Raw genomic sequence first — 12,037 nt, 5'->3', positions numbered from 1 at the left:
ACCTATTTGTATATACCTTACATGCTTTTATTTAAATAATTAAAAACCAGCTGTATACAGTTTTAAGTAAAATATCATGGCTATTATATCAAAAAATATGGAGACCCAGGAAAAGATCATCAGTACTTTTGAAGAACTCCAGACAACTATATATGATCTAAAAAATCAGATTGTTGAGTTTGAACTGCTTTTTAATCAAGCATGCAATAGACATATTGATTCCAATTTCCAAAAAGAATGGCTACTTGACCGTATCTCCTCTCGACATGATATGATCACACTCCGACATGATGCGATGCTACTTATCCGTGAAACCGTTTCCGCTTTCCGGGATTTCGACGGTTATTTTTTAGACGTCAAACAATTATTACAATCGATCGAACTGCTCATGCTCAATCATGCCGAAGAAGAAGAATATGAAATTGCCGCTATTATCAAGAAATGGCATGATAAATTTGCTCAAGCAATTTATTTCGTTGGTGACTTGACCTATTAAGTCGGTGTTTTATTATACTTTTGCAGCATTGTAAAATATTGAGAAATGCGCAGACCATCAGCTATTGTCGACTTACATACCGATGCTTTCCTTGAAGATTGGGAGGATTATTCGGCAGAAGAACTCTTACAGGAATCCATTGATTTTATGCGGTCTAATCTAGACGCAGCCATTTATTGGGAGATGAACGAAATAAAATTCATCCATGGCAAGGGAAAGGGAATGTTAAAAAAATTGGTTTTTGAAGAATTGCAAGAATACAAAGCCAATGGCTCCATTGAACGTTATTATACATCCTACCAGAATGAAGACATCGTCGTGGTGGTGATAGGAATTTAAAAAGGCTACCTTTTTCTTCGAAGTAGCCTTATATGGTGTCCTTATTTAACAGCTGGAGTAATGATTACTTTACGGAATTCAACCGGTCCATGATCTCCCTGGAAATAAATTGGCCCTGGCTCTGCTTCTTTGCTATCTAATGCACCACCAGTTATTCCTGGGATTTCTTGGTTACTGATCACGGTCTTACCGTTTGCCACAACTGTTACCAGACGGCCCACAAGAGTAATATCGTAAGTTTGCCATTCTCCGGCTCCTTTATTAACCATTTCATTTGCAGCTAAGAAGCCATATACTCCCGCAAAAAGCACAGCATTCGGATGCGCATCTTTAGGACTGTCTTCTATCTGAACCTCATAACGACCTCTCAAATAGACACCGCTATTACTTCCTGCTGGTATTTTAAACTCAACATGTAATTTAAAATCTTCAAATTTTTGTTCAGACACTAAATTAGAACCGGATTGTGGACTGGTCAAAATACCATTTTTCACTATCCACTGATTCGTTTTACCGGTCGCCTTCCATCCAGATAGATCTTTGCCGTTAAAAAGTTGAATAGGCTTACCCCATTTTACAGCAGCTGTTCGCTTTAGTTCAGGAGCACGAACGCCTTTAAAGCGATGTGTTTTTCCATCCGGCTCCGTCACTGTACCTTGCAGTATACCATTGACGATCTCACCTTCCACGCTTAGGTTCATCTTACCACCTTCCCATTGTGGTGGGATGGTAAATTTAAACTTCCCGTTCTCATAAAATACCTGAGAAACGGGCCGAGCGCTTCCAGAGGTACTCACATAATGACCTACTAATGTTCTATAGCCGGACAATTTTACTTCAAGCCAAGATGGCGCAGGAGTACCATTAATATCCACTTCGATATCCCACCTTCCGATCAGCTCTTTGCCTTCCACGTCTTGTTGATAATTGATAGCTTTTGCCATTGAATGATTCGCAAAGGTAACTTGCGGTAATGCACAAGAGGCCAAAATTCCTAAAAGAAATGCCGCTTTTCTGTTCATATTATTTATGTTTATATTCTAATTGACAATAAATTTCAAGCAATTTAACTGTTTAACAGCGGGTTTACAAGGATATAACGTTAAAAAAAGCAAAGAAAGCTTGAAACAAAAAAAGCCCTAACTTTCGTTAGAGCTTTTTTTAGTCGGGGTGGCAGGATTCGAACCTACGACCTCCACATCCCAAATGTGGCGCGATACCGGGCTACGCTACACCCCGAAAAGGTATCACCTTTGTTTTGTGTGGCACAAAAGTACACTAAAAATATTTTGTTTTCAAACATATTTAACAAAAACTAGTTAACACACTGACTTATTGCCAAATAATTTACAAAAAGCCTTTAACCCCTATTACTTTAACACCTAAAGAAGTCCAAAAAAACGACCTTGATTGGCCTGAATAGAGATAATAGCATAGGTTTAATACGATAAACTAAGATGGAAATATTGTCTTGCGCAAAAGAAATTAGCTTTAGTGTCACCGCTGTCCCGAAATGAAAAAAGCCCCAACTTTCGTTAGAGCTTTTCTAGTCGGGGTGGCAGGATTCGAACCTACGACCTCCACATCCCAAATGTGGCGCGATACCGGGCTACGCTACACCCCGAAAAGGTATCACCTTTTTTAGTGTGGCACAAATATACGCTTCTCACAAATTATTTGCAAATGAAATACACAAAATAAAACTAATCGATTGTTACATTGCAACATACTGTTTACTTCGAAGCATTATCCCGTCTTATGCGATCTAACCCCATGTTATTTCCGCTAAACATTCCTTTCATTAAGCAGGAACTTCCCAAACATAATTCTTTTGACTTCAATTCACACAATGTTCGGATACGAACATGAGGTGTTCGATTCCAAACACTTACAGCAAGCACAAAAGACATACAAACCTCTGATTAAAAGAACATTAACCATTTGGCAGTTTTTTTGAAATTGATTTTCATCGAAAATATTTCTTCAACAAGCAGAAATTGACACGGTATTCAACATTATTGATAGCCGCGAGGTCGAAATGAACACTTATAATGAAAAGTATGATAAAAAACTATATCAAAATCGCATGGAGAAACCTTATTAAAAATAAGGCCTTTTCGATTATCAATACCCTCGGTTTGACGATAGGTATTACTGTTTGTGCAATGATTTTCCTATTTATCGCCCATCAATTCAGTGTTGATAAATTTCACAGCCAGGGCGACCGTATTTATCGGGTGATGCGCGGATTTGATCGTAGCAAAGAACGCGCCCCCTATTTATCCGCCCCCTACGCTAGCGCCCTACTAACAGATTACCCCAATGACATTAAAAAAGCTGTACGGGTATTACCCACCAATGGACTATTCTCATTTGGCAATACCGCATTCAATGAAAAGAAACTCTTAATTGCTGACACCGATTTCTTTGAACTATTTAGCTTTTCTTTGGTTAAGGGAAACCCACAGAACGTATTAAAAAATCCAACAAGCGTCGTAGTAACGGAAAAAACTGCAAAAAAATATTTCGGAAATGACAACCCCATTGGCAAAGTACTTCAGCTTGACAAAAATAGACAGCTGACCGTTACAGGAGTTGCACAAGATCCATCAATAAACTCACACCTGGATTTTGATCTCGTCATCCCATTAACAAATTATATCAATGAAGATTCGTTCAAAGCTTGGGAAAACAACAACTTATTTACCTACATCCTGCTTAACGAACATAAAGACCCCAAACAGCTCGAAAATCAACTCCCACAGTTTATGGATCGACATATGAAAACGGTCTCTAGCACTATGGGACTTCATTTTGATCTTGCGCTCACACCCTTACACGATATTTATTTTGAACCCCACAGCGCATTTGACAGCGCTAAACATGGAGACAAGAAGGTCGTTTACATTTTTCTTTCTATCGCTATATTGATATTAGTCATCGCTTGCATCAATTTCATGAATCTTTCCACAATACGTGCTGTTGATCGCTCAAAGGAGGTCGGACTGCGAAAGGTACTTGGTGCACAACGCTTTCAATTGACAGGGCAGTTTATCGGGGAATCTATTTTATTAACCTCGATATCCTGCATATTCGCAATGTGTCTACTGCAACTATCAATGCCATTATATAGCCAATTACTAGGATATACACTCACAGTCCCCTGGAATTCGTGGCCCATCTATATCTTCCTGCTGGCAGTGATTTTTATTGTAGGTATACTTGCCGGAAGTTACCCTGCACTATACCTTTCCACCTTCGCGCCCATACAGGCGCTAAAAGGTAAATTACGCTTAGGCAAGAGCGGAGCACTATTTCGCCATGTCTTAGTCGTCTTCCAGTTCAGCATCTCCATTTTACTTATCATTGGCACTTTGATTATCACGAAACAGATGAAATATGTAAAAGAAAAGGGTCTGGGCTATAACGATCAACAAAGTGTGGTGATTCCTATTGATAATGAAGAATTTTACAATAATCTGCGAACATTCAAGAATGAGCTGTCTACCAGCAGCGATATCGCATCGGTTTCATTTATGTCTGGTGAACCCGGAGGATTTTTCGACAGCCATACATTTGAAGTAGAGGGACAACACGATGAGAAGTGGAAGTCCAGAACAGAATTCACCGATTTTGGCTATGTGGGTACACTTGGACTAAAAATTATTGCAGGACGAAACTTTTCGACACAATACCCAACGGATTCCACCAGCGCTGTACTAATTAATCGTACTGCAGCATCACTGCTTGGATTTACACCCGACCAGGCCATTGGCAAATGGATTAAAAATACGATCCGAGATCAATCCAAACGAGCAATTATTGGTGTAGTAGATGATTTTAATTTCCTATCCCTAAAAGAAAACATGGATGCGCTGGTCATTTCTCCTTCTGATGACCTCAGGGTAGCTGTCGTTAGATTAAACACAAAAGATTTCCCCGCAGCATTAGAAACCATTAAAACTGCATTTGGCAAAGTAGCTCCATTGTATCCTTTTGAATATAGCTTTTTGGATCAAAAATTCGACACCATGTACAAAACCGATATTAGACAACAGCGCATACTAAGCCTTTTCTCTGGATTGGCCATATTTATTGCTTGTCTGGGCCTTTATGGTCTCGCCTCCTTTACTGCCGCCAAACGAAACAAAGAGATTGGAATCCGCAAAGTACTTGGCGCTTCCGTATCAGGCGTTACCACATTACTTTCAAGAGATTTTATAAAACCTGTACTGATTGCTTTGATAATCGCTTCACCAATCGCGTGGATAGCCATGAACAAATGGTTGGAAGACTTTGCATATCGCATCGAAATTCAATGGTGGATGTTTGTGCTAGCAGGACTATTAACGATCGGCATCGCTTTAGTGACCGTAAGCTGGCAAGCTATTCGGGCAGCTGTAGCTAATCCTATAGACAGTTTACGGGATGAATAAAAAAGGGGAAACAAAAAAGCTCTAACTTTCGTTAGAGCTTTTTTAGTCGGGGTGGCAGGATTCGAACCTACGACCTCCACATCCCAAATGTGGCGCGATACCGGGCTACGCTACACCCCGAAAAGGTATCACCTTTGTTTTGTGTGGCACAAATATCGAATCATTTTTCCATTTTGTCAATACCCTACAGAAAATTAATTACTAAACAGCTGATTGATTGCAGAATATTTTTAAAGAGAGCACATATTCTATTGAATTTAAGAACCAAAAACCCATTCCATATAGCCCACAAAGGAATATTCAAAATATCTTTAGATTATCCATTTCATTTTCATATCTTTGCATCCGATTTGAATATCAGTCAATAGTTTTTTAAAAAAGTATTTTTATATTCAGAAAATAAGTCGTAATATTGCATTCCGATTTTTACAGGATATAAATCGTTAATAATTACTCGAAATCATGGATTTAGTAAAATTTGTAGAAGAACAAGCGGTTGTAAAGAATGAAATTCCCGCTTTCAAAGCTGGAGATACCATCAGCGTTCATTATAAAATTCGCGAAGGAAATAAAGAGCGTGTTCAGGTGTACCAAGGTGTAGTAATTCAATTAAACAGCGAAGGTGCTAACGCTACTTTTACCGTTCGTAAAATCTCAAACGGTGTAGGTGTTGAACGTATTTTCCCTGTAAACTCACCAAACATTGAAAAAATTGTAGTAAACAGCTACGGTAAAGTTCGTCGCGCGAAATTATTCTATTTACGCGGCCTTACTGGTAAAGCTGCTCGTATTAAATCGAAAAGAATCTAATTACGACTACCACAGCATAAAAAAAGGCTTTGAGTTATTCAAAGCCTTTTTTTATTGAACATTACCACCTTTATTACAAAAACACCAAATACCCTTCTGTAATAAAGTTAGGACAATTATCTTTTGTTCCTTAAATCACCCCCCTCCTTTTGCCCCGCTAAAACATTTTACTTACTTTTAACACCGTATCTGAAAGGTAGAATCGTAGATGATTACAATAGCAAAAAACAACCTGAGATTGTTTCATCCTAACTTTGCTACCGTTAAAAATCAAACTGTATCTTGATGAAAATTATCGCTTTTATCCTTTCTTTTATTATCTACCCAGTATTTACTTTTGCACAGCGAAATGTGAATGAATTTCTTCAGTTACAGTCCCCTCCTCAAACTTATTATGTGCACCCGGTAACAGATGCAATAACGATCGATGGAAAGGACAATGAGACGTCGTGGTCCAAGGTTCCATGGACAGACTCATTCAAGGATATTGAGGGATCAAATAAACCCGCTCCAACACTTGAAACTAAAGTAAAGATGCTTTGGGATAAAGAAAATCTATATCTGTTTGCGAAGCTTCAAGAACCTCATATCAAAGGCTATTTAAAACAAAAAGATACCATTATCTATCATGACAATGACTTCGAGATCTTTCTCAAACCAAATCTTTTATCTCCAGAATATATAGAGATTGAAATAAACGCTTTAAATACCGTCATGGATCTTTTAATGACCAAAGCTTATCGCTTTGGCGGAAAGGCCAACCTAAATTGGGACACAAAAGATCTTGAAAGCGCCGTTTATCATGCCGGTTCCATCAACCATCCTCAAGACAAAGATGAATTTTGGACAGTAGAAATGAAAATACCCGTCAAGAGCCTTAAATATTTTGGTGAAGGGAATCAGATTAAGCCGAATGAAATCTGGAAAATAAATTTCTCACGTGTGCAGTGGCATTATGACAACAGTGAAACAGTGTATAGCAAAAGAAAAGACTCTAATGGCAAAACTCTTCCTGAAGAGAATTGGGTATGGTCACCTATTGGACTTGTTAATATGCATTACCCCGAACGATGGGGACATATTAAATTTATCGATGCTGCAAATCAGCAACCGATCGATGAACAATTCTTCGCTATTGAAAAAGTGACCTGGAATATCTTTTACCTGCAACAGATTTATAGAAACGACCAAAAGCGTTATGCTACGTCAATTCAGGAGTTAAGCAAATTATATCCTGAAATTATGAATGAACGTAAAAATTATGATATTGTATTTTCAAACAGCAATAATTTCTATCGCATTGAAATCAAGTCGAAAACGCAGCCCAAATTAAAGACAACAATAGATAGCCGTGGTAATATCTATTTTTAATTTAATTATTCGATCGATCTTCAATTCTGATTTTGAATAAAAATTGCTATCTTTGTATCCCGTACATAGAGCAACTATTATTGGTCATTTTGACCACATAAAATTGAAAATCCTTTAATTGTTATGACTAAATATATTTTTGTTACGGGCGGCGTTACTTCGTCGTTAGGGAAAGGTATTATTGCTGCTTCCCTTGCTAAACTTCTCCAAGCGCGTGGCTATAAAGTTACCATCCAAAAATTCGACCCTTACATTAACATCGATCCGGGAACATTAAATCCTTACGAACATGGTGAATGTTATGTTACGGAAGATGGTGCCGAAACTGATCTTGACTTAGGTCACTATGAGCGTTTTCTGAATGTCCCTACCTCACAAGCAAATAACGTCACGACAGGCCGCATCTATCAACACGTTATCCAACAAGAGCGTGAAGGTGCATATTTAGGAAAAACGGTTCAAGTAATCCCCCATATCACAGACGAGATAAAACGCAGAATGCAATTGTTGGGCGAGTCCGGTGAATATGATATCATCATCACTGAGTTGGGTGGAACTGTTGGCGATATTGAGTCTTTACCATTTGTAGAAGCAGTTAGACAACTGCGTTGGGAACTGGGAGCCAATAATTCTTTGGTTATCCATTTAACTTTGGTGCCTTATCTAGCTGCTGCTGGCGAGCTTAAAACTAAACCTACGCAACATTCCGTCAAAACATTGTTGGAATATGGTGTACAACCTGATATTTTAGTATGCCGTACTGAACATAAATTATCACAAGAAATCCGTAAAAAATTAGCGCAATTCTGTAATGTCAACATCAATGCTGTCGTTGAATCAATAGATGCATCGACGATTTATGATGTACCGTTATTGATGCTAAAGGAGAACCTCGATAAAACAGCATTGACTAAATTGAAGCTACCGAATAAAAATGAACCAAATCTAGAAAATTGGAAAGCTTTTTTAGGCAAGCTTAAAAATCCGACAAGTGAAATCTGCATTGCGTTAGTAGGAAAATATGTTGAGCTTCCAGATGCCTATAAATCTATTATCGAAGGATTTATCCATGCGGGCGCCACAAACGAATGTAAAGTAAAAGTGAGCTATATCGCAGCTGAAAGTGTTACAAAGGAAAATGTTGCTGAGAAGCTAAAAGGAATGGATGGTGTTTTGGTTGCACCAGGATTCGGTGAACGCGGTTTAGATGGCAAGTTAAATGCGATTCAATACGTTCGTGAAAATAATATTCCTTTCTTTGGTATCTGTTTAGGTATGCAATGCTCGGTCATCGAATTCGGAAGAAACGTATTGGGGCTAAAAGATGCCAATAGTTTTGAGATGGATGCCAACACGAGCAATCCAGTCATCAATTTGATGGAGGAGCAAAAAAATATCACCAATATGGGTGGCACCATGCGTTTAGGTGCTTACGATTGTGAAATTAAAAAAGGAACCAAGGCTTTTGCCATTTATGGTAAAACAAAAATTTCGGAGAGACACCGTCACCGTTATGAATTTAACAATGACTATTTAAAACAATATGAAGCTGCAGGAATGATTGCGTCAGGATTCAATCCGGAGACTGGATTAGTTGAAATTGTGGAATTGAAAAACCACCCATTTTTCGTTGCCGGACAATTTCATCCAGAATTAAAGTCAACGGTTGCAAATCCTCACCCACTTTTTGTTAGCTTTGTAGCCGCTGCTTTGGCCAACAAGAAATCAAAGTAGTAATAGAAGGATACAATTAATTAAGTTTAATTATTAAAAATGGATAGAAATACCCTAATTGGTTTGGTCCTGATGTTTGCCATCATCACTGGTTCATTTTACCTGATGAAGCCTTCAGAATCAGAAATCAAACAAGAACAAGCGCGACAAGAGGCTAAAGCTCGTACAGAAAAAGGATTACCTGCCGAAAGTGACTCTACGGCTAAAGCCAAAACAGCACAAACAGCAGTGATTGCTGATTCGGCCGAACTGAAAAAGCCTTTTGGTGCCACAAAATTTGGAACTGAGAAAGTCGTTACGATTGAAAATGAAACCATCATTGCCAAAATCAGCACAAAAGGTGGTAAAGTTAAATCCGTCGAACTAAAAGGTGAAAAGAATTTCAATGGAAAACCTTTGATGCTTTTTGATGGCGACGACAACAAGTTTGGATTTCAATTTAATGCAGCAGGTCAAAATGTATCAACAAATGACCTATACTTCAACACTGAATCTTCGGATATCCAAGTTTCTGGCGAAGGTAAACAATCCGTAAAATTCAGACTGAATTACAGTGCCGACCAATATATTGAATATGTTTATTCCATTGCTGGTAAAGGTTATAATGTCGGATTAGACATTAATACAAAAGGAATTCAGAACTTAATTCCACAAAGTCAAAAAACGTTGACCCTTAACTGGAATACCACGTTGAGACAAAAGGAGCAAAATATCGAGTCTGAAAGACAAAAATCTACTCTTTATTACAAAGAAGACAATAAGGTGGACCATTTGTCCGAATCAAAAGATGCTGATGAGGCATTGGAGAAAAAAGTACAATGGATTGCATTTAAGCAACATTACTTTTCCAGTATCCTAAATGCCAAAGATGGTTTTGTCAATGCAAAAGTGGATGTAAAACATGCATCAGAGACCGACATCATCAAATTCTATAATACCAATGCAGAATTAGCATTTGATAATCATAAGGACAACAACTATTCCTTGAATTTCTTCTTTGGACCAAATCAATACAACGTATTGAAAGCAGAGGGCAACGATTATCAATCGATCATCAATATGGGTTGGGGACCAATGCGCTGGATCAATCAATGGATTACAGTTCCTGCATTCAATTTCCTAGACGGCTTCCATATGAGCTATGGTATTGTAATCTTGTTACTAACATTACTATTAAAATTGGTTCTTTCTCCAATGACCTACAAGTCTTACGTCTCTATGGCCAAGATGCGTGTTTTAAAACCGCAACTGGACGAGATCAAGGCTAAGGTAGGAGAAGACAATCAAATGTTGATGCAACAAGAGCAAATGAAATTGTACAAACAGGTTGGTGTGAATCCGCTTGGTGGATGTCTTCCACTTGTACTGCAAATGCCATTTACGATTGCCTTTTTCTACTTCTTTCCAAATTTATTTGAATTGAGAGGGCAAAGTTTCTTGTTCATGAAAGACATGTCAACTTATGATACTTTGTTTACATTCGCTCCTATTTTTGGATCGTTCAACCACATCTCTTTGATGTGTATCTTGATGACATTGACAACACTATTAACTACTTGGTATAACAACGCTACGTCGGGTGCTACCGGACAAATGAAATATATGGGTTATATTATGCCATTGATTTTCTTCTTTGTTTTGAATAGCTTCCCAGCAGGTCTGAACTACTACTACTTCTTAAGTGCATTATTTACATTCTTGACGCAGTTGGTTATCCGCTCCATGGTAAATGATGAGAAAATCTTAGCTAAACTGGAGGAAAATAAAAAGAATCCAAAAGCAGAGAAAAAATCAAGTTTCCAAACAAAAATGGAAGAAATGATGCGTGCGCAACAACAGGCACAACAAAACAAAAATAAATAGTGTGATTTTATCGTACTGATAACGAAGGCTTCCAAACAGGAAGCCTTCGCTGTTTACAAACTTTTGTAGCACTTTGTCAAACCAAACGTTAGAAAGGATGTTAATAGGTTAAATTTAAAATATGAACTTTAGAAATATCGGAATATTGGCCATGTTGATCGTTGGCCTTGGAAGCTGCTCAGTTATTAAAAAAAACGCTGATGAGCAAAAATCAGACAATGCTATATCTGCTGTGACTGGAAAGAAATGGCAATTAATTGAGATTAATGGTCAAGCTGTAGCGGATCAGATCAATGGCAAAATGCCCTACCTCCAGCTGGACGAAAAAAGTTACAGTGCAAGTGGAGGCTGTAATGGCATAGGTGGAGATTTGACTTTGTCAAACAATGGACGAATCAAATTTGCACAGGGTATGTCCACGATGATGGCCTGTCCAGATATGTCTATTGAACAAGCATTATCCAAAAACCTTATCGCTGCAGATAATTATACGGTTAGGGATGGTATTCTTAGCCTGAACAAAGCGAAAATGGCTCCCCTAGCAAAATTCAAGTTGGTTCAGGATAATAAGCAATCACTTAGCGGAACTTGGGAGCTTGATTATATATCCGGCCCAAGGATCGCTTTCGATGGTTTATATCCCAATCGCAAACCAACGATGACATTTGATGCTGCCGGTGGTAAAGTAAGCGGAAACAGCAGCTGCAACAATTACAATATGACATTTAAAACAAGCGGAAATACCATTAATTTTGGGCCGATTATGTCAACGAAAATGGCCTGTGAAGGCAATGGGGAAGCTACCTTTTTTTCAACGTTAGAAAAGGTAAATACTTATAGTATTAGCGAAAATACACTAACATTTATTATGGGTGACATTGCTATCATGCGTTTTCAACGTAAATAGAGGAAATTTTTTATACCAAATTTAACTAATAAGGCTTTGTAAAAACAAAGCCTTATTATGTATATATGTTATTCACACGGA

At 38.0% G+C, this 12,037-nt stretch carries 9 protein-coding genes and 3 tRNA genes; 8 read left to right on the top strand and 4 right to left on the bottom strand.

Annotated features, from left to right (window positions below; translation table 11 throughout):
- The first annotated feature begins 76 nt into the window (after positions 1–76).
- Entirely contained in the window at positions 77–496 is a 420-nt protein-coding gene (locus B3C94_RS11275; RefSeq protein ID WP_293903566.1) for a hypothetical protein, read from the top strand.
- A 45-nt stretch (positions 497–541) separates the two neighbouring features.
- Positions 542–835: a hypothetical protein gene (locus tag B3C94_RS11270; RefSeq protein WP_293903563.1), complete on the top strand. Its 294-nt coding sequence runs from the start codon at positions 542–544 to the stop codon at positions 833–835.
- A 41-nt stretch (positions 836–876) separates the two neighbouring features.
- Here the strand turns inward: B3C94_RS11270 and B3C94_RS11265 are convergent, their stop codons facing one another.
- The 3 genes from B3C94_RS11265 to B3C94_RS11255 form a co-directional block, all read right to left on the bottom strand.
- On the bottom strand, positions 877–1,857 hold the full coding sequence (locus tag B3C94_RS11265) for a 3-keto-disaccharide hydrolase (protein ID WP_293903560.1): 981 nt from the start codon (positions 1,855–1,857) through the stop codon (positions 877–879).
- A 143-nt stretch (positions 1,858–2,000) separates the two neighbouring features.
- Positions 2,001–2,074: transfer RNA gene (locus B3C94_RS11260), tRNA-Pro, on the bottom strand.
- Between the two features lie 311 nt (positions 2,075–2,385).
- A tRNA-Pro gene (locus tag B3C94_RS11255) sits at positions 2,386–2,459 on the bottom strand.
- Between the two features lie 436 nt (positions 2,460–2,895).
- On the opposite strand from B3C94_RS11255, the gene B3C94_RS11250 reads away from it, so the two are divergent.
- Positions 2,896–5,271, top strand: coding sequence for an ABC transporter permease (locus tag B3C94_RS11250; RefSeq protein ID WP_293903557.1), 2,376 nt, complete (start codon positions 2,896–2,898; stop codon positions 5,269–5,271).
- Positions 5,272–5,317: 46 nt separating this feature from the next.
- Here B3C94_RS11250 and B3C94_RS11245 read toward each other — a convergent pair.
- A tRNA-Pro gene (locus B3C94_RS11245) sits at positions 5,318–5,391 on the bottom strand.
- Positions 5,392–5,733: 342 nt separating this feature from the next.
- Here B3C94_RS11245 and rplS point away from each other — a divergent pair.
- The 5 genes from rplS to B3C94_RS11220 all read left to right on the top strand — a co-directional run bounded on the left by rplS (position 5,734) and on the right by B3C94_RS11220 (position 11,956).
- Positions 5,734–6,081 (top strand): 50S ribosomal protein L19, encoded by a 348-nt coding sequence (gene rplS / locus B3C94_RS11240; RefSeq protein WP_209581561.1) that lies wholly within the window; start codon positions 5,734–5,736, stop codon positions 6,079–6,081.
- Positions 6,082–6,366: 285 nt separating this feature from the next.
- Complete coding sequence (locus tag B3C94_RS11235) at positions 6,367–7,452, top strand: carbohydrate-binding family 9-like protein (RefSeq protein ID WP_293903554.1); 1,086 nt, start codon at positions 6,367–6,369, stop codon at positions 7,450–7,452.
- Between the two features lie 123 nt (positions 7,453–7,575).
- Positions 7,576–9,186, top strand: coding sequence for a CTP synthase (locus B3C94_RS11230; protein WP_293903551.1), 1,611 nt, complete (start codon positions 7,576–7,578; stop codon positions 9,184–9,186).
- A gap of 39 nt (positions 9,187–9,225) precedes the next feature.
- The gene (gene yidC, locus B3C94_RS11225) at positions 9,226–11,049 is read left to right on the top strand and encodes a membrane protein insertase YidC (protein ID WP_293903548.1); all 1,824 of its coding nucleotides are present in this window, start codon (positions 9,226–9,228) and stop codon (positions 11,047–11,049) included.
- Positions 11,050–11,170: 121 nt separating this feature from the next.
- Positions 11,171–11,956: an META domain-containing protein gene (locus tag B3C94_RS11220; protein WP_293903545.1), complete on the top strand. Its 786-nt coding sequence runs from the start codon at positions 11,171–11,173 to the stop codon at positions 11,954–11,956.
- Positions 11,957–12,037 lie beyond the last annotated feature (81 nt).

It is taken from the genome of Sphingobacterium sp. UBA5670 (genome assembly GCF_002420705.1).
GTDB lineage: Bacteria > Bacteroidota > Bacteroidia > Sphingobacteriales > Sphingobacteriaceae > Sphingobacterium.
The sequence above is the reverse complement of the archived record's forward strand: the minus strand, read 5'-3'. Positions and strand labels throughout refer to the sequence as shown.

What these genes read in the sequence shown, in the direction of transcription:
- yidC (WP_293903548.1), top strand. Translation starts at nt 9,226, where the DNA reads ATGGATAGAAATACCCTAATTGGTTTGGTCCTGATGTTTGCCATCATC.
- B3C94_RS11250 (WP_293903557.1), top strand. Translation starts at nt 2,896, where the DNA reads ATGATAAAAAACTATATCAAAATCGCATGGAGAAACCTTATTAAAAAT.
- B3C94_RS11270 (WP_293903563.1), top strand. Translation starts at nt 542, where the DNA reads ATGCGCAGACCATCAGCTATTGTCGACTTACATACCGATGCTTTCCTT.
- B3C94_RS11230 (WP_293903551.1), top strand. Translation starts at nt 7,576, where the DNA reads ATGACTAAATATATTTTTGTTACGGGCGGCGTTACTTCGTCGTTAGGG.
- B3C94_RS11220 (WP_293903545.1), top strand. Translation starts at nt 11,171, where the DNA reads ATGAACTTTAGAAATATCGGAATATTGGCCATGTTGATCGTTGGCCTT.
- B3C94_RS11265 (WP_293903560.1), bottom strand. Translation starts at nt 1,857, where the DNA reads ATGAACAGAAAAGCGGCATTTCTTTTAGGAATTTTGGCCTCTTGTGCA.
- B3C94_RS11235 (WP_293903554.1), top strand. Translation starts at nt 6,367, where the DNA reads ATGAAAATTATCGCTTTTATCCTTTCTTTTATTATCTACCCAGTATTT.
- B3C94_RS11275 (WP_293903566.1), top strand. Translation starts at nt 77, where the DNA reads ATGGCTATTATATCAAAAAATATGGAGACCCAGGAAAAGATCATCAGT.
- rplS (WP_209581561.1), top strand. Translation starts at nt 5,734, where the DNA reads ATGGATTTAGTAAAATTTGTAGAAGAACAAGCGGTTGTAAAGAATGAA.